At 37.8% G+C, this 23404-nt stretch carries 21 protein-coding genes and 1 pseudogene; 6 read left to right on the top strand and 16 right to left on the bottom strand.

The window, feature by feature from the left end:
* On the top strand, positions 1 to 304 hold a 304-nt coding region (locus L647_RS0106735), incomplete at its 5' end, for an L-lactate permease (protein ID WP_029880400.1).
* 123 nt (positions 305 to 427) lie between these two features.
* On the opposite strand, the gene L647_RS1000000125205 is transcribed toward L647_RS0106735, so the two are convergent.
* Positions 428 to 586, bottom strand: a complete 159-nt coding sequence (locus L647_RS1000000125205) for a YqaE/Pmp3 family membrane protein (RefSeq protein WP_033024301.1) — start codon at positions 584 to 586, stop codon at positions 428 to 430.
* Positions 587 to 656: 70 nt separating this feature from the next.
* Positions 657 to 1226 (bottom strand): BON domain-containing protein, encoded by a 570-nt coding sequence (locus L647_RS0106725; protein WP_024610487.1) that lies wholly within the window; start codon positions 1224 to 1226, stop codon positions 657 to 659.
* Positions 1227 to 1544: 318 nt separating this feature from the next.
* Between L647_RS0106725 and L647_RS0106720 the strand changes: the two genes are divergently transcribed.
* The gene (locus L647_RS0106720) at positions 1545 to 2207 is read left to right on the top strand and encodes a LiaF domain-containing protein (protein WP_024610486.1); all 663 of its coding nucleotides are present in this window, start codon (positions 1545 to 1547) and stop codon (positions 2205 to 2207) included.
* A gap of 92 nt (positions 2208 to 2299) precedes the next feature.
* Here L647_RS0106720 and L647_RS0106715 read toward each other — a convergent pair whose 3' ends face one another.
* Positions 2300 to 2716, bottom strand: a complete 417-nt coding sequence (locus L647_RS0106715) for a VOC family protein (protein ID WP_024610485.1) — start codon at positions 2714 to 2716, stop codon at positions 2300 to 2302.
* Positions 2717 to 2991: 275 nt separating this feature from the next.
* On the opposite strand from L647_RS0106715, the gene suhB reads away from it, so the two are divergent.
* The gene (gene suhB / locus L647_RS0106710) at positions 2992 to 3795 is read left to right on the top strand and encodes an inositol-1-monophosphatase (protein ID WP_024610484.1); all 804 of its coding nucleotides are present in this window, start codon (positions 2992 to 2994) and stop codon (positions 3793 to 3795) included.
* Between the two features lie 44 nt (positions 3796 to 3839).
* Here the strand turns inward: suhB and L647_RS0106705 are convergent, their stop codons facing one another.
* From L647_RS0106705 to queA, 6 genes and pseudogenes are all read right to left on the bottom strand, one after another.
* Positions 3840 to 4658, bottom strand: a complete 819-nt coding sequence (locus L647_RS0106705; protein ID WP_024610483.1) for a transporter substrate-binding domain-containing protein — start codon at positions 4656 to 4658, stop codon at positions 3840 to 3842.
* 320 nt (positions 4659 to 4978) lie between these two features.
* Positions 4979 to 5926: a protein translocase subunit SecF gene (gene secF / locus L647_RS0106700; RefSeq protein ID WP_024610482.1), complete on the bottom strand. Its 948-nt coding sequence runs from the start codon at positions 5924 to 5926 to the stop codon at positions 4979 to 4981.
* Positions 5927 to 5935: 9 nt separating this feature from the next.
* Entirely contained in the window at positions 5936 to 7795 is a 1860-nt protein-coding gene (gene secD / locus L647_RS0106695) for a protein translocase subunit SecD (protein WP_024610481.1), read from the bottom strand.
* Between the two features lie 19 nt (positions 7796 to 7814).
* On the bottom strand, positions 7815 to 8153 hold the full coding sequence (gene yajC, locus L647_RS0106690) for a preprotein translocase subunit YajC (protein WP_024610480.1): 339 nt from the start codon (positions 8151 to 8153) through the stop codon (positions 7815 to 7817).
* Between the two features lie 26 nt (positions 8154 to 8179).
* Positions 8180 to 9294 (bottom strand): annotated as a pseudogene (gene tgt / locus L647_RS01000000123780) (tRNA guanosine(34) transglycosylase Tgt).
* A 172-nt stretch (positions 9295 to 9466) separates the two neighbouring features.
* Positions 9467 to 10498, bottom strand: a complete 1032-nt coding sequence (gene queA / locus L647_RS0106680) for a tRNA preQ1(34) S-adenosylmethionine ribosyltransferase-isomerase QueA (RefSeq protein ID WP_024610479.1) — start codon at positions 10496 to 10498, stop codon at positions 9467 to 9469.
* Positions 10499 to 10698: 200 nt separating this feature from the next.
* Between queA and L647_RS0106675 the strand changes: the two genes are divergently transcribed.
* On the top strand, positions 10699 to 13215 hold the full coding sequence (locus L647_RS0106675; protein ID WP_024610478.1) for an EAL domain-containing protein: 2517 nt from the start codon (positions 10699 to 10701) through the stop codon (positions 13213 to 13215).
* A gap of 201 nt (positions 13216 to 13416) precedes the next feature.
* A complete protein-coding gene (locus L647_RS0106670) occupies positions 13417 to 13629 on the top strand; it encodes a hypothetical protein (RefSeq protein WP_024610477.1) in 213 nt (70 codons plus the stop codon).
* Between the two features lie 90 nt (positions 13630 to 13719).
* Here L647_RS0106670 and L647_RS0106665 read toward each other — a convergent pair whose 3' ends face one another.
* From L647_RS0106665 to L647_RS0106635, 7 genes are all read right to left on the bottom strand, one after another.
* The gene (locus L647_RS0106665) at positions 13720 to 14646 is read right to left on the bottom strand and encodes a hydrogen peroxide-inducible genes activator (protein ID WP_024610476.1); all 927 of its coding nucleotides are present in this window, start codon (positions 14644 to 14646) and stop codon (positions 13720 to 13722) included.
* 82 nt (positions 14647 to 14728) lie between these two features.
* The gene (locus tag L647_RS0106660; protein WP_024610475.1) at positions 14729 to 15997 is read right to left on the bottom strand and encodes an inorganic phosphate transporter; all 1269 of its coding nucleotides are present in this window, start codon (positions 15995 to 15997) and stop codon (positions 14729 to 14731) included.
* A gap of 39 nt (positions 15998 to 16036) precedes the next feature.
* Entirely contained in the window at positions 16037 to 16714 is a 678-nt protein-coding gene (locus tag L647_RS0106655) for a TIGR00153 family protein (protein WP_024610474.1), read from the bottom strand.
* Positions 16715 to 16864: 150 nt separating this feature from the next.
* The gene (gene phoU / locus L647_RS0106650; RefSeq protein ID WP_024610473.1) at positions 16865 to 17566 is read right to left on the bottom strand and encodes a phosphate signaling complex protein PhoU; all 702 of its coding nucleotides are present in this window, start codon (positions 17564 to 17566) and stop codon (positions 16865 to 16867) included.
* Positions 17567 to 17612: 46 nt separating this feature from the next.
* Complete coding sequence (pstB, locus tag L647_RS0106645) at positions 17613 to 18440, bottom strand: phosphate ABC transporter ATP-binding protein PstB (protein WP_024610472.1); 828 nt, start codon at positions 18438 to 18440, stop codon at positions 17613 to 17615.
* A 27-nt stretch (positions 18441 to 18467) separates the two neighbouring features.
* Positions 18468 to 20117, bottom strand: a complete 1650-nt coding sequence (pstA, locus tag L647_RS0106640; RefSeq protein WP_024610471.1) for a phosphate ABC transporter permease PstA — start codon at positions 20115 to 20117, stop codon at positions 18468 to 18470.
* A gap of 15 nt (positions 20118 to 20132) precedes the next feature.
* Positions 20133 to 22367 carry an ABC transporter permease subunit gene (locus L647_RS0106635; RefSeq protein WP_024610470.1) on the bottom strand — a complete coding sequence of 745 codons (2235 nt, stop codon included), beginning with the start codon at positions 22365 to 22367 and terminating at the stop codon, positions 20133 to 20135.
* Between the two features lie 380 nt (positions 22368 to 22747).
* On the opposite strand from L647_RS0106635, the gene L647_RS0106630 reads away from it, so the two are divergent.
* Positions 22748 to 23254 (top strand): ACT domain-containing protein, encoded by a 507-nt coding sequence (locus tag L647_RS0106630; protein ID WP_024610469.1) that lies wholly within the window; start codon positions 22748 to 22750, stop codon positions 23252 to 23254.
* Positions 23255 to 23404 lie beyond the last annotated feature (150 nt).

Here is a 23404-nt window from a genome sequence, read left to right as displayed (position 1 = left end):
TGGCTGGTTTGGCGTGTTTATTACCGGCTCTGTTGTTAACAACAATACTTTATTTGCCCAGCTTCAATCGATTACCGCAACTAAAATAGGTGTCGATCCAACATTATTAGTTGCTGCAAATACAGCGGGGGGAGCTGTCGCTAAAGTCATTTCGCCACAATCTATTGCAATTGCAGCAGGTGCAGTGGGGCTTACGGGTCGTGAAGGAGATATTCTTCGGGCATCAATTAAATACAGCTTGGGTATGCTTGCATTTTTGTGTGTGTGGGTAATGCTTTTATCGCTTATTACTCACTCATTATAAATATTGTATTTAAGTAGTAATACTAAAGGTTAAAAATATAGTGTTCTATGTGAGTCAATTAATTAAAGTACAGCTAGGTAAAGCTCACTTTAATTAATTGACTACACAACAAGCCGCGTGGGATTACTTTTTCGCAATAATATAAATTGCATGTATTAACCCTGGGAAATAACCAAGCAGCGTTAATACAATATTTAGCCAAAAGTGTAAACCTAAGCCCACTTGTAAAAACACACCTAGTGGCGGTAGTAAAACAGACAAGATGATACGAATGATATCCATCATTAAACTCCAGTAAAGTTAAGTGTTAAAAAGCAAAAACCCAGCGGTGCTGGGTTTTCATAATGCAAAATTATTCAGCAACGATAGCTAGTTTATCTACTACGTCACGAACATCTTCAGCATTTTTAGCAATTTTAACTGCTAGCTGCTTTTCGGCTTCTGACTTAACAGAGCCATTTAGGGTGACTACACCGTTGTCGGTATCTACATCAATATCTGTACCGCCAACTTCCGAGTCAAATAAGAAGCGAGTTGTGATTACTGTTGTGATTTTAGCGTCGGTTAGGTCGTTATCATCATCGTCGTTCATCATGCTTTTATCAGTGTTTTTCGCATCCATGTTGTTAACAACCGTTAGGCTATTATCAACGTCGGTTACGCCGTCTAGGCTAAGTACAAGTTCTTCAGCAAGCTCTTTGTCTAGTTCGCTATTTACTTTACCTGTAAGTACTACCTTGCCATTTTTTACATCAGTGTTAATGTCAAAGTTGTTTAGATTAGTGTTCATAAGAAGCACTGTTTCTGCCTTACCATCAATCCAAGCATCTTTACTTTCGTTTTCCCAGCTATTTGCTTGGGCACTCATAGCCGTAGTACCAAGAACTAAAGCCGCGATAATAGATTTGTTAAATGTTTTCATAATCTTTCTCCTTTTGATTAAAGACACTTTAACTAATGCGAACTTCACGCCAACCTTATTTAAATATATATATCAACAACTTAAAAAATAATAACCATAAACACTATGATCGTTGTGAGTAATTATTTACAGGCTTATCGGTAAAAATTTCTCAAGTAGTGAAAATAGCTAGATAATTGCTGTTTTGGTTAATCTATCGTTAATATAACAAATACGTTTTTAATACATAAAACTTAAGTGATTGATTAATTAAATCTTTATATTTGGTACGTGCCTTGCTTATACATAAACAATAGTTAATATAATAAGGAATGCCCCATGTCAGTAAAACTAGAAGATCGTCCAATAGAACAGGTACGTGAACAAGTGATTGATCAATTAATTTATAATTACAGCCATGGAGTTATTTCTGTTGATGCATTTGAACGACGTTTAGATAATGCGATGGATGCAACCAACAACAAAGCCCTACTAATGCTGGTTGAAGATTTAACGCTTAATACTGATCAACAATATAAAGCTGAAAAACAATCTCAGTTTTCGCCAAACTACAGCGCGCAGCAAACAAGTGATGATGACTTTACGCTGCGCAGCATTTTAGGCTCTAACGAGCGCAGCGGTCAGTGGGTCGTGCCAAAAAATATATATTTGAGTAACTTTATGGGATCGGTTGTACTTGATTTTACTGATGCCATTTTTGCTCATCAAAACGTAACTATTCATGTTAACTGTATTTTTGGCAGTGATGAAATTTACGTACCTGAGCACGTAAATGTAGTCTCTAAAATGTTTTGCATTTTAAGTAGCCTTGAAAATAAGTCGGTCTCACTAAACAAGCGCCAAGGTCCAACAATTCATATTGAAGGAAAAGCGGTAATGGGATCGGTTGAAGTAAAAATAAAACGTACTATAAAAGAAAAATTTATAAGCTTTGCTAATGAGCTAAAAGCACAACTAGGTGGTGGCTCTACGCATCAATAGTTAGCGTTAAAAATTATATCTACAATATAAATCACGTATTTACTTTATTAGGCACCGCATGCTGCGGTCTTAATATCCACGACTAATATGCGTTATAAGTTGTTATTCCTCTCACTTGGAATATCACTTAAGTATTCAACAAATTCAATTTCGAAGCCCGCTGGGTCAATAAAATAAACGTTTTTTCTAAATGGGTTTTCACTTCCTTTTTTAGCTACTTTAAAATCAGCTTTTTGTAAACGCTGTACTGTAGTATCTAAATTATTTGTCACGTAGGCAAAGTGCGCAAAGCCAACTTGATGCCCTGATAAATCTCTATTTTCACCCTCCCCGTGATCGCTTATTGCAATGTATTGCGTCGCATCTCCAAAGTGTACCCAACGCCTTGGTTTACCATACCAAGTACCAGTTCCCTCGCTTCTTATAAACCAATACGGAAATGCTGCTTGGTAAAATTTAAGCATACTATTTATATCATTCGCGACTAAGTTTACGTGCTCTAAATACATAATGTTGTCCTATCAATTAAGTTAGGAACACGGTAAAACCTCAAGCTAACTTTAGGTAAAGCATTATTTAAAATTAATTCGATTTGATTAATACACAAAGGAACATAATGACTTATTAATTGCTCATTATTATTTTTTAAAAATATATAAATTTTCAATATAGTATAAAAAACAAACATAAGTATTTAGGGTTTATTGTTTACTTTATGTCAAAAGTCGCTAAAATACGCCGGCTGAAATATATAAACGTTCTTTTACAACCCAAAGGTAATACCATGCATCCAATGTTAAACATTGCGGTTCGCGCTGCGCGCAACGCAGGCAAAATTTTACTTCGCGCAAGTGAAGATTTATCAAAAGTTGAAGTGCAACAAAAAGGCGCTAACGATTTAGTAACTAACATTGATAAAGAAGCCGAAGCCGTAATTCGCGACACAATTTTACAGTCTTACCCTACTCACTCAATTGTTGGTGAAGAACTAGGTGAGCATAAAGGCAAGGATGATGATTACCAATGGATTGTAGATCCTATCGATGGAACAACTAACTTCATCAAAGGTATCCCTCATTACGCGGTCTCTATCGCACTTAAAGTTAAAGGTCGTTTAGACCAAGCCGTTATTTATGATCCAATTCGTGGTGAGCTTTTCACTGCATCTCGCGGTCAAGGCACTCAACTTAATAGCAAACGTCTACGTGTAAGCAAAACTACGGTTCTTGCGGGCACTGTACTTGCAACTGGTTTCCCTTTCAAAAATAAACACCACATGGATGCATACACAGAAGCATTCAAAGCATTGTTTGCACACACAGCTGATATTCGCCGTGCAGGTTGTTCTGCATTGGATATGGCATATGTTGCTGCTGGTCGTGTTGATGGCTTTTTTGAAATTGGTTTAAAACCTTGGAATTCTGCAGCGGGCGAACTTATGGTTAAAGAAGCTGGCGGTATGGTTGTAGATTTTGCTGGTGGTAATAACTATAACCACAGCGGTAATATTATCTGTGGTTCACCAAAACTTACTCAAGCAATTATTCGTGAAATTCGTCCAGTACTAACTGAGTCGTTACTTCGCTAATAAATAGCATGACGAAAAAGGAGCTTAGGCTCCTTTTTTTGTGTCTAAAAATAAGGATTATCTAGCTTAAGTTCTACTGTTTTACCTTTTTCGTAAGGTAATGTATTTAAATCCTTTGCAAAGTATTCATCAAACAACGTATCAAACTCACCATTTTTTTGCATTATTTTAAGCCCTTTTTCAACTGCCACTGCAAGCTCTGGTTTACTATTTGATACAAAATAATAAAACCCTGTTGGGTAACTTATATATAAGTTAGGTACTATCACTAGGTTGCTTTGTTTATTAGCTAGAAGCTCTGAATTAACCTCGATAAATGAACGTGGAAAGTAATCAATACGCCCTGCACTTGTTAAGGCAAACATAGCCTGATAATTTGCAAGCGGCCTTATATGTAAGCCATTAAACGCCATTATTTTTGTATCTGGCCAATCATGACCTTGCACCGCAGAAAGCTTACCTAACTGCTCTAAACTAGTAATACCTTTAAATCTAGCAACGCTGTTTTTACTTGTTAATAACGCCCTTTTACCTATGTAGCCTTTAAATAATGGGATTTTAATCGCAATAGCTAGAGACTCTCTTTCGGGGCTGCTCATACTCCAGTATAAATCTAAATTTTTTGTATCTAGCGCTATTAAAGTACGTTGCTGATGGGGATGAATTAAAACGGGGTTAATCTCTGCAGGGTATTGTGCGCTCACCAATGCTTTTTCTAATAGCTCGTTAAGGTAATCGTCACGAGCATATTGCACACGCTGCTCCTGCGCTATATTTACTATATTTACTATATTTACCTCACTCGCTAAAGCGCTGCATACAAACAAACTTACTACGTTAATCAAATACTTTAATGGCAACATAATTATCACCTTAGTTATTATCGGTAGTTTTAACAGTTATTATTGATAGTTTAAATTATCGCGTTATTTAAGCTAAATAGCTTCCAGCGCCTAAATATAAGATGACGATGAAGATATTATGTAACTGTACTTATTAATAACCGCGCTATTAATACTTATTTTAAATACATAGTACAGAGTTACACTCATGGTGCGCTCTACAAAGTTAGCACTGTTTATTCATACTTGCACAGTAAAGCTAAAAAAATCGTGAACATAAATATATTACAGGCAATAAAAAACCGCTCAATGAGCGGTTTTTTAAAGTAGTCACAAAACCATTACGGCATAGCGTCTTGGTCTGCGCCTTCTTTTTCAATTACTTCTGGTATTAAATCTTCTTTACTTACACCCATCGCAATAGCAACAGAGCTCGCAACATAAATAGAAGAATAAGTACCAATAAATACACCAAACAGCAATGCAGTTGCAAAGCCATGAATAGTTTGTCCGCCCCAAGCAAACAAGGCAATCAATACTAAAATAGTGGTGATTGATGTTACAAGAGTACGATTAAGTGTTTGAGTAAGTGAAAGATCTATAATCTCTACTGTATCGTCGATACGTACCTTACGGAAGTTTTCACGTATACGGTCTGATACAACTATTGTATCGTTAAGTGAGTAACCAATTACCGCAAGAATTGCCGCTAATATAGTTAAGTCAAACTCCAAACCTAGTATCGAAAATAAACCGACAGTAATAATAACATCGTGTAATAGTGCACCTACCGCACCAACAGCAAAACGCCATTCAAAGCGAAATGCAACGTAGATTAAAATACAAATAAGCGCAGTTAACATGGCTAGGCCACCCTGCTCTTTTAAGTCTTCACCTACACTTGGACCTACAAACTCAATACGGCGCATTACTACGCTGTCATCAGCTTTTTTTAGGGCATCAATTACTTGGTTACCAATTACTTCGGCTTTTACATCGTTACCACGTGGTGCTAAGCGAACTAAAATCTCTTGGCTTGAACCAAATAGTTGCACCGATGCATCTGCAAAGCCGTTATCAGCTAGTGCATCACGTACTTTTTTAAGGTCTGCTGGTTGTGAAAAACCAACTTCTACAGCAGTACCGCCTGTAAAATCTAAACCAAAGTTTAAACCCTTAACAAAAATTGATGCAAACGACGCTAAAATTAATAACGTCGAAAAGCCCATAGCCACTTTACGAAGAGACATGAAACGAAGGGTTCTACTACCCAAACTTAAAATTTGCATGTCTGCTCCTTAAATCGAAAGTTTATCAACACGTTTACCACCAACAAATAAGTTGATTACCGCACGGGTACCAACAATGGCTGTAAACATTGAAGTTAAAATACCAATCGCAAGTGTAACCGCAAAGCCTGCTATTGGACCTGTGCCCACTGCAAACAGTATAACGGCAGCGATCAGAGTAGTGATGTTGGCATCAAATATGGTGCTAAATGCGCTATCGTAACCAAAATGAATCGCCTGTTGAGGGCTACGACCATCGGCCAGCTCTTCACGTATACGTTCAAAAATAAGTACGTTAGCATCTACAGCCATACCAACCGTCAATACAATACCTGCGATACCAGGCAGAGTAAGTGTAGCGCCTGGAATTAAAGACATAACACCTACAATCAGCACTAAGTTAGCCGCAAGCGCAAGGTTTGCAACCATACCAAAGCCTTTGTAGTACACAAGCATAAACACAAGTACAAACGCAAAACCAAGTGCAACCGCAGTCATACCCGCTTCAATGTTTTCTTGACCTAAGCTTGGACCTACTGTGCGCTCTTCAACAATTTGAATTGGCGCTACAAGTGCTCCAGCACGTAGTAATAAACTTAAGTTATGCGCTTCAGCAGGATTATCAATACCAGTAATACGGAACGAGCGATCAAGACGAGCTTGAATAGTTGCTACGTTAATTACTTCTTCAACCTTAATCGGTGGAAGTGCTTTACCGTCTGAATCTTTTTTACCTGATGGCTTGTACTCAATAAATACCGTTGCCATTCGCTTGCCAATAGCACGCTTGGTAAAGGCATTCATTTTTGCCCCACCTTTGCTATCTAACGTAATACTTACTTGTGGACGTTGGTATTCATCAGCGCCAGATTGCGCGCCAGTTATATGGCTGCCTTCTAAAATAATACGTTTTTTTAGAACCACAGGATAACCGTCACGGCTCATAATCATTTCAGTGCCTGCAGGAATTCGACCTTGAGCAGCAGCACTTGCATCGGCATTTTCGTCTACTTCACGAAATTCAAGTGTTGCCGTAGCGCCTAATATTTCTTTAGCGCGAGCAGTGTCTTGAATACCTGGAAGTTGAACAATAATACGCTCAGAACCTTGACGCTGTACGTTTGGTTCAGCAACACCAATTTGGTTGATACGATTACGAATAATCGTTTCATTTTGCTTGATAGCGTAGTCACGAATTCCTTTGAGTTTTTGCTCACTCATCGTCGCAAAAAATGCTTTATCGTTACTGCTGTCATCAATGTAAACGTTTAGTGGGTAGCGAGTTTCTAAAACACTTTCAGCTGCGTTTTTATCTTCCTCGGTACGCATTTCTACACGCATACGCTCAGAACCGGCTACACGTCGAACACTACGGTAACGTAGTTTTTCTTCGCGTAAATCACTACGAAAATCTTGTTCCATTTGCTCAAGTTGGTTATCAACCGCCGTAGCCATGTCGATTTCCATAGTGAAATGTACACCACCACTTAAATCAAGACCGAGCTTCATTGGTTCTCCACCAACCGCTTTTAACCACGCTGGTTGAGCTGGAGCCATATTTATAGCAGAAATGTAGTCGTCGCTAAGTGAGTCGCGCAGCACATCATGCGCTTTTAGCTGCTCTTCAACATTTTTTAAACGAACTAAAATTTGTCCATCTTCAAGTACTGTTGATTTAGCGGTTACGTTATGTTGTTTGAGGATTGAATTTACTTTGTCTACAACACTGAGATCGACATCAGCGCCTTTAGCACCTGAAACTTGTATAGCCGGATCGCGACCATACAAGTTTGGAGAGGCATATAAAAGGCCAATGGCTACCACAGCTAAAACAAGTAAATATTTCCAAAGTGGAAACTTGTTTAACACGGGAACGTCCTTATTATTTTTATAGCGACTTCATTGTGCCTTTTGGCAATACCGCAGATACAGATGACTTTTGTACTGTTACTTCTGCTTGCTCATTTAGTGAGATAACGATGAAGTCTTTATCTTCAGATATCTTTATAATTTTACCCACTAAACCACCTTGAGTAAGTACTTCATCACCTTTAGCCATCGCATTCATTAAGCTTTTATGCTCTTTAACACGATTAGCTTGTGGGCGATAAATCAAAAAGTAAAAAACTAAACCAAAAATAGCTAACATTATTAGCATTTGCATAGTTCCGCCGCCAGCGCCAACAGCTCCAGCACTTGCGTGTGCGTTTGAAATAAATAAACTCATGATACTTCCTCTTTAATTTTCAAGTTTTAATTTGTGATATCAGCAAGCTCTGGCACATCTTGGCCTCGGCGAGCATAAAAATCTTTTACGAATTCTTCTAATTTACCTTCGCTAATCGCGTTACGTAAACCTTCCATAACACGTTGATAGTAACGTAAGTTATGAATTGTATTTAGTCGTGCACCTAAAATTTCGTTACACTTATCAAGGTGATGTAAATACGCGCGTGAATAGTTTCCACACGTATGGCAATCACACTCAGGGTCAAGTGGACCAGTATCTGTTTTATGCACAGCGTTACGAATTTTAACAACACCGGTAGTAATAAATAAGTGACCGTTACGAGCGTTACGCGTTGGCATAACACAGTCAAACATATCTATACCACGGCGAACCGATTCAACTAAATCCTCTGGCTTACCAACACCCATTAAATAACGAGGTTTGTCTTCTGGCATTTTAAACGCGCAATGATCAAGAATATTCATCATTTCGTTTTTAGGCTCGCCTACCGATAAGCCACCTAATGCATAGCCATCAAAACNCCGGCTTGCGATTGTGCACGTAACTCTGGGTACATACCACCTTGAATTATACCAAACAAAGCAGATGGGTTATCGCCATGACCTTCTTTAGAGCGCTTAGCCCAACGAAGAGATAGCTCCATAGAGTCTTTCGCTTCTTTTTCGGTAGCAGGGTATGGTGTACATTCGTCAAAAATCATAACGATGTCTGAGCCTAAATCACGTTGTACTTCCATTGATTTTTCTGGCGACATCATAATTTTTTCACCGTTTACCGGTGAGCTAAATAACACACCTTCTTCGGTAATTTTACGCATTGCACCAAGACTGAAAACCTGAAAACCACCTGAATCAGTTAGAATTGGGAAATCCCAATTCATAAAGTCATGTAAATCACCGTGTTGCTTGATGATTTCAGTACCTGGGCGAAGCATTAAATGAAAAGTATTACCTAAACATATTTGTGCACCGGTTGCTTTTACTTCATCCGGTGTCATACCTTTAACAGTACCGTAAGTACCTACAGGCATAAATGCGGGTGTTTCTATAACACCACGGTCAAAAATCAAGCGGCCGCGGCGCGCTTTTCCGTCAGTACGGTCTAATTCAAATTTCATATCATCCTCAATGTCAGAAAAACAGTCCAACAAGCTATAATTTAACCGCTCGATTCTACCCTTTTTGCTAAGTTAATACTATTAGCTGCGGTGAATTCGATCTCGATTAACTATCCTAAACACAAACCCCAACAACGTTGCTGGGGTTTTTAATCATTTTGGTTGAGCTTAATTACTTACGAGTTAAAAACATTGCATCACCATAACTAAAAAAGCGATATTGTTTTTCAATCGCGGTGTTGTATGCATTCATTATGTTGTCTTGCCCGCTAAATGCACTAACAAGCATAATAAGTGTTGATTCTGGTAAGTGAAAATTAGTTATCATGGCATCAACAACGTTAAACTGATAACCCGGGTAGATAAATATATCTGTATCACCAAAGTAAGTATCTAATTTACCGCCATGTACCTTTGCTGCAGACTCTAATGAACGAACCGACGTTGTACCTATAGCAATAACTCGACCGCCTCGAGCTTTAGTTTGCGCCACTGCATCAACAACTTCATCAGGTACTTCTATATACTCTGAGTGCATAATATGTTCATCAACACTGTCAACTCGTACAGGCTGAAACGTACCAGCACCAACGTGCAGAGTAACAAAAGCCATTTGAACGCCTTTACTTTTAAGCGCTGCCATTAACTTATCATCAAAATGCAAGCCAGCAGTAGGGGCTGCTACAGCACCTGGTTTTTCACCATAAACTGTTTGATAGCGCTCACGGTCTGCTTCATTGTCTGGACGGTCTATGTACGGCGGTAATGGCATATGACCAATATCGTTCAGTATGTCGAGAACATTTTGACTATGATCAAACTCAAGCTCAAATAATGTATCGTGACGCGCAACCATAACTGCTTTTGCTTTACCTTCAAGAATGACTTCGTTGCCTGGTTTCAATGATTTGCTTGCGCGCACATGCGCAAGTACACGATGCTCATCAAGCACTCGCTCTACTAGCACTTCAACTTTGCCGCCAGACGCTTTTTGACCAAACATGCGTGCAGGTATTACTCTGGTGTTATTAAACACCAATAAGTCATTTTCATTTACTAATTCAAGTATGTCGCTAAATACTTTGTGCTCAACCAATCCACTTGGTCCATCGAGACTAAATAAGCGACTACTCGTTCGATCCGCTTTAGGAAAACGAGCTATTAATTCATCAGGTAAGTCAAAGCTAAAATCAGCCACGCGCATAATCGGTTATCCACATCATTTAAAATCGCGCCAAGTGTATAACTATCGTGTATTAAGCTCAAGAAATCGGTCTAACTTCTATTAATTTAAAAAAAGTATTTTAAATATGTACTTACGCTGAATTACCTTGTTCTTATCAAAAAATATCATTACTCTAACTTCGTTAAATAATTTTAAGTTTTGGTAGGAGTACCCAGCACGTGGAAAATCAGCTTAAGTTGCTAATATTAAATGCAAGTAGTGCTGAACGACGTACTATTCGTACCACTTTAAATAATTTAAATGTATTTAATTTTATTGAAGCGCAAGACAGCCAACAAGCTTTAAAAATCTTAAAACAACAACCTGTCGATATTATTATTACTGGGCTAAATGTTGGTAAAATTGATGGTTGGCGCTTTTCACGAATGATTCGTTCAGGCTTATTAAAAACCCCTAAAAATACGCCAATATTACTTATTCCCCCTATCTATTGCGAGCGAATAGCTGAAACAACGGCACGCAGTTATGGTATTGATGCAGTATTACCTTTTGAACATCAAGACATGTTGCCACAGGTTTTAGCTAATGTACTGTCAACTCATTTAGAAAAAAGCAGTAGATTAAACCTATTATTATTAGAGCCACTTCAAAGCAAAGCCGATAGCATCAGTGAAGAACTCAAACTAAATTTTGCAATTACACATGTAACATCATGTAAATCAGCTCTTAATGCTTATAACCAACAACAATTTGCAATAGTACTTTTAGATGCCACTGCAGACAGAGCTGATAGAGCTAGCGTGTTAGTAGAAAACATTCTGCAACACAACTCTAAACAAGCCATTGTGACAATTATAGATAATGCTGATGCCGACTATGCCGAGCGACTTTTACTATCTGGCGTTACTGATTTTATTCGCGCCCCTTACGACTCTTCTTTTTTAAATAAAGTATGTGATCACGCTGCTCGCCGCGAAGATTTTATGGTCAGCTATGCTGAGTTTGCTCATAAAGTAGAACAACTAAGCTTAAGCGAAGTAAAATATAAAGAGTTGTTCTCTGCCCACCAACGTATTTTATTACATTTAAATACAGTTGTGCTTGAGCTTGATCAGCAAGGTCATATTCGCTTTATAAACCCAGCATGGGAAACACTAAGCGGGTTTGGCGTGAAAACGTCTTTACAGAGATCATTAACTGATTTTTGTACTGACGAGTGTCGACAAAAATTACAAAGTACAATAAATGATATTCTGCACGGTGGTGAACAAAAACAACAGATTGAAGTTAAAATAAATCAAAAGAATGGTAGTAAAATTTGGGTTGAATGCAGGCTACAGCTTATTAAAAACAGCCATAATAATGCCACTATTACAGCGACAATCGATAATATTCATGAACGAAAGCAAGCTGAACTACAACTGCGTCATTTAGCATTGCACGACACTCTTACCGGTTTACACAATCGCTATTACTTTGACCAACAACTTAATCGTATATGCCAACCTAAACATACACACTCAAATATCGAACATGCTTTAATTTATATCGATCTTGATCATTTTAAAATAATAAATGACAGTCAAGGTCATCACCAAGGCGATATTGTTTTAAAAGAAGCGGCAAGGTTGTTTAAAGAAAATATTGGCGATGAACATCTTGTTTGCCGAATTGGTGGAGATGAATTTGCTGTAATCTTAACCAATATGAACTTACTTGAGGCGCACTTGGTTGCTGAGGGCGTATGTAGCGCAATCGAAAAACATGCTTTTAAATCAGACGATCAAGTTTATACAATAAGCTGTTCTATTGGTTTAGCTCAAATAACATCAAAAAATTGCGACCCTAATGAATGTTTAAAACAAGCTGATATCGCACTATATATTGCTAAAAATTTAGGTCGTAATTTAGTTCACTGTTATTGCAAAGAAGATGCACAAAATAACACGCTGCAAACGGGTTTAGAGTGGGGTCATGAAATTCGCCAAGCGCTAAAACAAGATAATATAGAACTTCATTATCAACCAATATGGGATTTCAAAGAAAGTAGAGTTGCTTATTTTGAAGCCCTTCTGCGCTTAAAGCTTAATGATAAGCTGATATACCCTGACCAATTTATTCCCTCATTAGAGATGTTAAATGATACATTTTTAATGGATCAGTGCGTTATTCGTAACGCTATTGAATGTGTATCAAAACACCCAGAACTCAACCAGGTGGCAATTAACCTATCCGCTCAATCATTTTTAGATGAACGATTACTGCCTCTTATAGAATCGAATTTAGCAAAGTACCAAGTATCACCTAGCCGTATTATTTTTGAAATAACCGAATCAGCAAGCATTAATAACTTAAAGGCAACACGCAAAATGATCGAAAAGCTTAATAGCTTAGGCTGTCACTTTTCGATTGATGACTTTGGAACAGGCTTTAGTACTTTTAATTATCTAAAGCAATTACCTGCACAGCATGTAAAAATTGATGGCTCGTTTGTACGTGACATGCTAAATGATCCTATAGACCTAGCATTAGTTAAAGCCATTAACGATATAAGTCGCTCACTCGATAAACGCTCTGTAGCGGAATATGTTGAAAATAAAGAAATATTTTTCGCACTAAAGGAGATTGGTGTAGATTACGGGCAAGGCTACTTTATAGCGCGCCCAATCCCTGTTGAAAAAGTAAAAGCGGAGCTTGAAAAAGTTTTAAACAATAAAACTTTTTACCAACAATAACCTAGCTAACAATAAACATTATTAAACAATTTTAAGCATTTTATTACTACCATTATTACCTTTCTTACCTATACTTTCCTTACTGCTCAACAAATGTCACGCACTTTAATGTATTACATGTTAAAGAAGTGACATTACCACTTATCAGTACATAACTATGATGATGAGCTTACTGCTACTTTGAGTTTTAAGGAGAAAGGTATGATGCAATTAGTTATTTTATTACTGATTATTCACTTTACCATTGCTTACCAATGTTACCGTTACGCATGTATTAAAGGCTACCCTGTTAAAGTATTTACCATATTGGGATGCATACCTTATTTTAACTTAGTAGTTTGGATTTACTTATTATTTTTACCTGAACTAGAACCTTTTGAAAGCCATTCCCATGAACAAAAGCAGCCTTTATAGGCTGCTCTACTTTTTAAATTATACTAATTCTATAAAGTAAGTAATCATTATTACAGCAAGTAATATTTTAATAGCTACCTTTAATTAATATTACTCTGTTTTGGTAAAATCTAAGCTACATTGATGCTTTAAAAATAACTCAAGCTGTTGGCTAAACAATTTAAAATCACGAATTCGCCCTGTCGTTTTACGCCACAAAATACCAATATCTCGGTATGCATCACTTTGTGATGGTGTTGCCACCATATTCTTATTTTCTAAAATTCCGGCATTAATTGCCATCTGAGGTAAAAAAGTTACCCCTAGTTGATACTCAACCATGCTAAGTAATGTGTGTAAGCTTGCCGCTTCAAATGGATTAATACAACTAGCACGATTTAAATGACACGCACTAAGCGCATGGCCTGTCATACAGTGCTCACGCTCTAATAAGAATACGCTAGCCTCTGGTAAGAGGTTAAAGTCTACTACGTCTTTTGCAGCGGTATAATTTTTATGATGCACTAAACTAAACTGATCTTTTGCGAGAACTTGCGTATGAAATTTATCAGTTTCATAAGGCAAAGCTAATAGTGCTAAATCGATATGACCATGCTCAAGCTTATCGAGCAGCTTATCGCTTGTGTCTTCTATTAATATAAGTTCTAAATCACAAAAGGTTTCTTTGCAAAAATGATACAAAGGAGCGGCTATAAAGCTCGCTATAGTTGGTATTACACCAACGGTGAGTTTGCCACTTAGTGGTGTTAAAAAGCTTTTAGTAAGCTCTTTTAAACTAATTGTATCGTTAATTATTTTACGAGAGCGCTCTACTACTTCCTCACCAATACTGGTAAACATAAGGCTGCGATTTTCGCGTTCAATAAGCTGACAACCCAAAGTTTCTTCGAGGTTTTGAATAGCGCTGCTTAAGGTAGATTGTCCAATAAAGCATGCACTTGCTGCGCGACCAAAGTGTTGATGCTGATGTACAGCCAATAAATACTGTAGTTGTTTAATACTTGGAAGATTAGTCATTTTTTCTTTCCACAAATAAAAAGACCCCAACACCTAGGGCATTGAGATCTTTTCAAGCTAAAAGTCTTTGAGTACTTTTTTGTTAAACCCCAAAAGCGGTTCTTAGTACGTAGAAAATAACAATAGCAAGGGCAGCACCAACTGGCAATGTAATTACCCAAGAAACTACAATGTTTCTGATAACGCCCATATTAAGAGCACCAATTCCACGTGCCATACCTACACCTAATACCGCGCCAACTAAGGTTTGAGTAGTAGAAATTGGCATACCGGTACCAGATGCAATAACAACTGTTGAAGCAGCAGCTAGTTCAGCAGCAAAACCACGGCTAGGTGTTAAATGTGTAATACCTTCACCAATCGTTTTAATTACTTTTTTACCTAAAATAGCAAGACCAGCAACAATACCAAAACCACCTAGAGGTAGAATCCACCAAGCAATAGCAGCTTTCTTAGCAATTTCACCGTTGTTTTCAACAATGTTTACTACAGCAGCTAGTGGACCAATTGCATTTGCAACATCGTTAGAACCATGTGCAAAAGCCATACAACATGCAGTTAATACCATTAATACAGCAAATACTTTTTCAACATTGTTGAACTGCATTTGTTTGTCTGCTTTAGGGTCAATGTTTAAGCGAGAGATAGCAATCTTACCAATTATACCAACAACAACTGCTACAGCAATTGCTAAGGCATACCCTTCAACTGCGCCTAGGTCTACACCAACGTGCTTTAAACCTTTTTTAATTGTAACCAAAGCCATAATAAAGCCAGCTAAACCCATATAAAGTGGTACATAGCGTTTAGCATTTTTTAGCGGTGCATCAGTATTAAAAATAAGTTTTTGTGCACTCATAAATATTAAGTATGCAATAAAGCCAGATATAGCTGGGGTTATAATCCAACTACCAACAATACCACCAACTTTATCCCATTGAATCGCTTCAGTGCCCACTGCAACAAGAGCGAAACCGATGATTGCACCAATAATTGAATGAGTAGTCGAAACCGGCCAGCCTAAAAATGAAGCCATTAATAGCCAAGCGCCTGCTGCGAATAAAGACGAGATCATACCCAAAACCATCAGTTCTGGAATATCTAAAAATGGTGTTGCGTCGATAATTCCTTTACGAATTGTCGATGTTACTTCTCCACCAGCTAAGTAAGCGCCTGCAAATTCAAAAATCATCGCTATAAAAATAGCTTGTTTTATCGTTAACGCTTTAGAACCTACTGATGTACCCATGGCGTTAGCTACGTCATTCGCGCCAATACCATAAGCCATAAAAAAGCCGACTGCTGCGGCAATTAAAATTAATACCGTGCCGTAAGATGCAATGATATCCATTGTAAAACCTTAATCTTTCGTGATTGAACTGAGTGTAAATTAACGAGCTAACATCAGCTCAAGACGTGATCCTACGCGCTCTGCAATATCTGCAAGCTCGCCAACCCATTCAATTATTTTGTATAAGAACATAACATCTATTGGGTTTAACTCACCTTCTACTGCACGTAGTTGGCGGCGTATTTTTATCTGCATTTCATCCGTGTCTTGTTCTATGGCATCCAATTCAACTAACATTTTTTCTACTAAGGTCACTTCTCGACCTTTAAAACCCGTTTCTAACAACTCTTCTAACTCATTAATTGCTTTTGATGCTTGTTTTGTCGCATCAACACAACGATTTAAGTAAGTTAAAAAGTCTGCTTGCATTACTTTTGGAATGGTCATTTCTCGACCAATCACACGACCAGCAATGTCTTTTGCTTTGTTAGCAATTTTATCTTGTTGGGTTACTAGTTCGAGCAGATCTGTACGCTCTACCGGCATGAATAAACCACGCGGTAATTGTAAACGTATATCTCTTTTCATATCATCGGCTTCACGCTCTAAATTACGAATAGTGATACGAAGCTCTTCAGCCTGTACCCATTCTTCTTTAAATACGTGATTAAAAAAAGGTATCAAAGCTTTACTTGCTTGATGAACCTTCTTGATGTGTTCTTCCATTGGTTTGATAGGAGATTTTGCAAACACTCCTAGAAACGCGTTTGTAGGCATAACTGATCCTTTAATCAAATTGATATGCTTTGCGGCATGAATTTTACAGCATTCACAACGTTTGTGAACGCTTTTTATTGTTCTACTTGCGCTTACAATGCATAAAACGACACAAGGTCGCTTTAATACAAAAGAACGAAATAATGAAATCTACAATGATTTTTCTATATCTTCTTGAGATGTATGGCGAATATCTTTGCCATTTACAAAATATATAATGTATTCAGCAATATTCTGGCAGCGATCGCCTATACGTTCTAATGAACGAACAGACCAAACTAAGTCCATAATTTTCGGGATTGAGCGTGGATCTTCCATCATATAGGTCATTATTTGACGTGTAATGGCTTCATACTCTCTATCTACCTTGGCATCTTCTTTATGAACTTGAAATGCACGTTGCACATCCATACGAGCAAATGCATCAAGAACATCGTGAAGCATTTTTAAAACTTGGCGTCCCATATTCTCAATATTTACTAATAAGTCTTGTTGATCTTTAGTAAATGAGTCTAGTGCAACTTTTGCAATTCGTTTTGCTTCATCACCAATTCGCTCTAAATCGGCTATCGTCTTGGCAATTGCAACAACCAAGCGTAAATCGCTAGCTGCAGGTTGGCGACGAGCAATAATGCGCGTACATTCTTCGTCAATACTCACTTCCATTGCATTTACTTTGTAATCGTTTTCACGTACTTTTTGCGCAAGTTCCGCATCATTACGACTAACTGCATCAAGTGCGCTGTTTAGTTGCTGTTCTACTAAACCACCCATGCTTAATACATGATTACGTACATTTTCTAGTTCTTGGTTAAAACGACCAGAAATGTGCTTATTAATATTATGTTCCATAATTACTTTCTCTCTTAAACTTTTACAACACGCTATAACGTACTAACTAGCCGTAACGACCGGTAATATAATCTTCAGTCTTTTTCTTGTTTGGCGTTGTGAATAAAGTATTTGTATCTGAATATTCAATAAGCTCACCCATATACATAAAGGCAGTTTGATCAGACACACGCGCTGCTTGTTGCATGTTGTGCGTAACAATAACAACGGTAAATTTGTTTTTTAAATCGTTTATAAGCTCTTCAATTACTAAAGTAGAAATTGGATCAAGTGCCGATGTAGGTTCATCTAATAAAAGCACTTCTGGCTCAATTGCAATTGAGCGAGCAATAACCAAACGCTGCTGTTGACCACCCGATAGACCAAAGGCACTATCGTGTAACCTATCTTTTACCTCGTCCCACAAAGCGGCACCACGAAGTGATTGCTCTACCACTTCATCAAGTTTACGTTTCTCTTTTATACCTTGTAAGCGTAGACCATATACCACATTCTCATAGATTGATTTTGGGAATGGATTTGGACGCTGAAATACCATGCCTACGTTACGGCGAAGCGCTGCTACATCTACGCTTTTATCATAAATATTTTGACCATGAAGTATAATTTCACCTTCAATTCGGCAAATATCCACTAAATCGTTCATGCGGTTGATACAACGTAAAAGCGTTGATTTACCACAACCCGATGGACCGATAAACGCCGTTACCTGACCTTTAGGAATATTCATATTTACTTTATTAAGCGCCTGCTTGTCACCGTAGTAAAGATCGAGGTCTTTAATCTCTAACGCTTTTTGGTCATCAGTTAAGTTATCTAAGTCTAACTTTAAGCTTTTATTAGCTTGGTTTACTTTTGGAGCCACTGTAATCATGTTTGTTACCTATAAATTCTTTACTAATTAGTGTTCAAGCGATCTGTATTTTTCACGTAAGTGATTACGTATACCAATAGCAGTTATGTTGAGAGTAATAATCACCGTCACTAATAAAAATGCCGTTGCATATACTAGCGGACGCGCCGCTTCAACATTAGGGCTTTGGAAGCCAACATCGTAAATATGAAAACCTAAGTGCATGAACTTTCTATCTAAGTGAAAGTACGGGAAGTTGCCATCAAGCGGTAACGTTGGTGCCATTTTTACAACACCTACCAACATCAATGGGGCAACTTCACCTGCAGCACGTGCAACAGCCAGTATTAAACCAGTCATAATTGCAGGACTTGCCATTGGAATAACAATACGCCATAACGTTTCAACTTTTGTAGCGCCTAGCGCTAATGAACCATCACGTACTGTACTTGGAATTCGAGATAGACCTTCTTCAGTCGATACAATAACAACAGGCAACGTTAATATAGCGAGCGTTAATGCCGACCACATAACACCAGGTGTACCAAACACAGGGGTTGGCGACGATTCTGGATAAAATAATTGGTCTAAGCTACCACCAAGCATATATACAAAAAATCCTAAACCAAATACACCATAGACAATAGACGGCACACCGGCTAAATTAATTACCGCAATGCGTATCATTTTAGTGACTGCATTTTTAGCTGCATATTCATGTAAGTAAATAGCAGCAACCACACCAAATGGCGTCACAATTACAGCCATTAACATAACCATGAACACAGTGCCAAATATTGCTGGAAATACGCCACCTTCGGTATTAGCTTCACGTGGGTCATCTGATACAAACTTACCTAACTGTATAAAGTAATGACCTAACTTTGCAAAAAAGCCCATATCGTTCGGAAACCAAACATCGAGTACTTGATACATTGGAATAGTAACAATTTCGCCGCGCATATCTTTTACAGTTACATGGTCACGTTTAGCTTGCTTACGAAGAGCAAATAACTCTTCTTCAAGTACACCATACTGCGCACGTAAATCTGCTCGCGATTGAGCAAGCTCAGCAACGCGCTCATCTGTTAATTCGTTATCAAGTAAATAGCTTTTCTCTTTTAAACGTAAGCGCTCAAGTTCATAGTTGATATGCCCAATGTCGCCATTTTGTAAATCAAGTGCTTCATCATTTAAATCAACTGCGCGCTCAACAAGATCATGTAAAGTTGTAACCTTATCGCCAGTAACAATCTGACCATCTTTAATTACGCTTTCAACATAGCCATAAAAGTTACCATTTTTACTTCGCTCAAATACTGCAAGCGCTGCTGGAGTCGACTTTTCTTTTATGTCAGTTTCTAATATCCAACGAAAATCTAAATCTACGTATTCACGGTTACCCGTTTTAATTAGTAAACGCTCAAATTCTTCTTTATCGAATGCCGAAACATCAACGCCTGTTGCTGCTAAACGCTCTTTTGGCACCATTTCACGGTCATATACTTCACCAATAACGGTTTGTTTTGCAATTGACCCTTCAAGCTCATACTGCATAACCTCTGAAGGCCAAAAAAAACTTAATCCTTTCCAGGCTATCATTGCTAATAAACCTAAAACCGAAATTAAACTGATGCTCACTGCACCACCGGTCATCCAAATCCAAGGAGAACCAGACCTAAACCACTGCTTTACCATGTCGTGTCTCTCCACTTACATTGAGCTGTATTTTTCACGCAATTGCTGACGAACAAATTCAGCGATTGTGTTGAAAATAAAGGTGAATATGAATAGTACAAATGCTGCCAAGAACAATATTCTATAGTGTGAACTGCCTACTTCCGATTCTGGCATTTCAACCGCAATATTTGCTGCAAGCGTACGCATACCCTGAAAGATGCTCCAATCCATAATAGGTGTATTACCTGTTGCCATTAATACAATCATGGTTTCGCCAACTGCGCGACCAAGTCCCATCATTACAGCAGAGAAAATACCAGGGCTTGCCGTTAATAAAATAACGCGTACCAGTGTTTGCCACTGCGTTGCACCTAATGCTAATGAACCATTTGATAAGTGCTTAGGCACACTAAATACGGCATCTTCAGCAATCGAAAATATGGTAGGAATAACCGCAAAACCCATCGCAATACCAACTACCAGCGAGTTACGCTGATCGAACGTCATACCTAGCTCGTTCGTTAAGTATTGACGTACATTGCCATCAAACATCCAAAGTTCAACAACTCCGCTCATAGCAAACGAAAGCCAACCAATAAATAAAACAACCGGAATAAGGATAATTGAATGAGAACCTTCAGGAATTTTATGACGAATTTTTGCTGGCAATTTAGTCCAGGCTAAACCTGTCGCTAACATACCTAGAGGTAATAGTATGAGTAAGCCAACAATTGCAGGTAAATGTTCTTCTATTAATGGTGCTAACCAAAGACCCGCTAAAAAACCTAAAATAACCGTTGGTAATGCTTCCATAATTTCAACGGTAGGTTTAACCACTTTACGTAATTTGCTCGACATAAAGTATGCTGTGTAAATTGCTGCCGAAAGCGCAATAGGTACAGCAAAAAGCATGGCATAAAAAGCCGCCTTTAAAGTACCAAAAGATATAGGCACTAACGAAAACTTAGATTCAAAGTCATCACTGGCTGATGTTGATTGCCAAATATAACCAGGCTCAGGGTAACCTTCGTACCACACTTCTTGCCAAAGTGCTGACCATGTTACTTCTGGATGCTCGTTATGAATTTCTAATACGGTTAGCTTGTTGTCAGCTAAAATTAACGCTGCATTTGAACGCGGTGCAATTGCAAAGTGCTTAATTGCACCTTCACTTACTTTACCCTGCCATAATTTTGCTTCGCTCGTTGTGTAATACACACCTAGCTCACCATTATTGCCGGTAGTAAAAAAAGTACGACGGTAAAATTCAGTAAATATATTTAGCTTACTTTGCTTAGTTGTTTCAAACGAACGTATTTTTTGGTATTCACGTCCCGTATCGGTGTTTACTTCAAACCACTGCGAAATCTCACCGTTGTCGTTAGCAAGCATAAGTGAGTTTGCGCCTGCTAGCAGTTGTGCCGATACAATGTTTGCATTTTCTTCGTTAGCCGAAAGTAACTGAATTTGCTCTATCTCACTTGGATCACGTGTATCGTATACATAAACTTGATTAGCCGAGCGAACAAACACACGAGTGGTGTCTGGTGACATTAAAAGCTCATCTACACGACCTTCAACATCAAGCTCTGTACGCTCTACAACCCACTCAACTTCACCACTAAACATATTTTCTTCAGCAATAAAGCTACTAAATAAAACACGCTTATCGGCAGTTAGCGCCACAACCGCTGTTTTGTCTTCATAATGACTAAATGCAAAACGCGTTATTGCCGCACCTTGCTCGTCTACTTCTAACCCCATTTCACCTAACGGATAATCAACTCGTGGCGTTAGTTTGCGTTCGTTATTTGGAAATGTAACCAAAAATTTAGGTACGACTACCATTACAGTGCCGTTTTCTAAACCATATGCATATTGCCCTTGAAACGGCGCGCTTGTTGCAAAGCTGCTTACTTCGCTTGGAAGTGCTATATCAAGTGTTTTAAGCTTTTTGCCAAAATGCTCTTTTTCGACATTATAAAAATCAACTTTACCTTGCTGACTTAATAAATAAGCAACCTCGGTTTGTTCTTCAACACCTAAACCTACTATTTGTTCTGCATTCGTAATATTTAAGCTATCGCGCTTTTCAACTTTAGCTGATTCAAAAATTGGCTGTACTACATAAAGAAGGTAAAAGAAGATTAATAGCAGCGCTATTAATACCATTACTCCGCCTGCGGTTATGCCAAACTTGGCAACCCGATCTTTAATTAGACGGCTTCGATCCGCATTAAAAGTCGGTTTATTCGGATTGGAAGTCATCAAAACACCTTTATATCTTAACGTTGTATAAATTATATTTCATCAAGATGACAGTAATGTTACAACGGTAACAATAAGCACTTTAAAACGGTTTTAAATAAAACTAGCGAGGGAAAACTCTAAATTAGCTTCAAATGGATAATTTATAAGTGAACTAAATTATAAAATAATTGGACAAAGTATTTATCGAGGTCAATACTAAAAGAGTACTTAGTAAATAATAATGATTATTAACACTGCGTATAGTCAACACAACTATATCCATTTTTATTAATTTAAAATCAAATACTTATAAAAAATTGCGACAACACAATTTAAATTAGACAACATACTTAATGCCTATGCATTTACTTTCTTTGGGCTTAAAAAGAGAATTATTTATGAAGCAGTTGGTTATAACTATATTAGGAAAAGATCGTCCCGGTTTAGTGGAAACTATTTCATCGGTTGTGTTAAAAAATAATGGTAACTGGCTTAGTAGTAACTTAAGTCATTTACTAGGTCATTTTGCAGGCATTATACAACTTGAGGTAGCAGAAGAGCATTTTCAAGCATTACAAATTGCATTAAGTACATTACCCAAATTAGACGTACGTATAGAAACAGGTAATACAGAAGTTGAGTCTTCGTCTCTTGAAAAAATTAATTTAGTCATAACAGGTAACGACCGTCCTGGTATTGTTCAAGAATTGGCAAGTGTAATACGCCATAAAGGCGCTAATATTACTCACTTAAATTCAAGACAACAAAGTGCACCTAATTGGGGAGTGCCTATTTTTAGCGCTGTTGCTACCGTTACTTTGCCAAATGGTATGGATAAAGACGAAGTTATTGAAGCATTGGAATCAATTACAAGTGATTTAATTGTAGATACGGAAGAAGTTTAACCTCCCTTTGTGCGTGTCATACAACTGACACGCATGTTATTTTAGTCTCATCAAAATGCTCTGCAGGTTATTTAACGCAGACATAAAATAAGCCGATGTAAACATCAGCTATTTTAAATAATCACCTTAAAGCTAATAAGAGCAAGATAG

Source organism: Pseudoalteromonas sp. TB64 (genome assembly GCF_000498095.1).
GTDB lineage: Bacteria > Pseudomonadota > Gammaproteobacteria > Enterobacterales > Alteromonadaceae > Pseudoalteromonas.
Note: the sequence above shows the minus strand (reverse complement) of the source record. Positions and strands in the feature narration are given on the sequence as shown.

Bases quoted from the DNA above. Each gene is read 5' to 3' on its own strand.
- L647_RS0106720 (WP_024610486.1), top strand. From the start codon at position 1,545: ATGTCAGTAAAACTAGAAGATCGTCCAATAGAACAGGTACGTGAACAA.
- L647_RS1000000125205 (WP_033024301.1), bottom strand. From the start codon at position 586: ATGGATATCATTCGTATCATCTTGTCTGTTTTACTACCGCCACTAGGT.
- phoU (WP_024610473.1), bottom strand. From the start codon at position 17,566: ATGGAACATAATATTAATAAGCACATTTCTGGTCGTTTTAACCAAGAA.
- suhB (WP_024610484.1), top strand. From the start codon at position 2,992: ATGCATCCAATGTTAAACATTGCGGTTCGCGCTGCGCGCAACGCAGGC.
- secF (WP_024610482.1), bottom strand. From the start codon at position 5,926: ATGCAAATTTTAAGTTTGGGTAGTAGAACCCTTCGTTTCATGTCTCTT.
- L647_RS0106705 (WP_024610483.1), bottom strand. From the start codon at position 4,658: ATGTTGCCATTAAAGTATTTGATTAACGTAGTAAGTTTGTTTGTATGC.
- L647_RS0106630 (WP_024610469.1), top strand. From the start codon at position 22,748: ATGAAGCAGTTGGTTATAACTATATTAGGAAAAGATCGTCCCGGTTTA.
- L647_RS0106725 (WP_024610487.1), bottom strand. From the start codon at position 1,226: ATGAAAACATTTAACAAATCTATTATCGCGGCTTTAGTTCTTGGTACT.
- pstA (WP_024610471.1), bottom strand. From the start codon at position 20,117: ATGGTAAAGCAGTGGTTTAGGTCTGGTTCTCCTTGGATTTGGATGACC.
- L647_RS0106635 (WP_024610470.1), bottom strand. From the start codon at position 22,367: ATGACTTCCAATCCGAATAAACCGACTTTTAATGCGGATCGAAGCCGT.
- L647_RS0106660 (WP_024610475.1), bottom strand. From the start codon at position 15,997: ATGGATATCATTGCATCTTACGGCACGGTATTAATTTTAATTGCCGCA.
- L647_RS0106665 (WP_024610476.1), bottom strand. From the start codon at position 14,646: ATGACTAATCTTCCAAGTATTAAACAACTACAGTATTTATTGGCTGTA.
- yajC (WP_024610480.1), bottom strand. From the start codon at position 8,153: ATGAGTTTATTTATTTCAAACGCACACGCAAGTGCTGGAGCTGTTGGC.
- pstB (WP_024610472.1), bottom strand. From the start codon at position 18,440: ATGATTACAGTGGCTCCAAAAGTAAACCAAGCTAATAAAAGCTTAAAG.
- queA (WP_024610479.1), bottom strand. From the start codon at position 10,498: ATGCGCGTGGCTGATTTTAGCTTTGACTTACCTGATGAATTAATAGCT.
- L647_RS0106670 (WP_024610477.1), top strand. From the start codon at position 13,417: ATGATGCAATTAGTTATTTTATTACTGATTATTCACTTTACCATTGCT.
- L647_RS0106655 (WP_024610474.1), bottom strand. From the start codon at position 16,714: ATGCCTACAAACGCGTTTCTAGGAGTGTTTGCAAAATCTCCTATCAAA.
- L647_RS0106715 (WP_024610485.1), bottom strand. From the start codon at position 2,716: ATGTATTTAGAGCACGTAAACTTAGTCGCGAATGATATAAATAGTATG.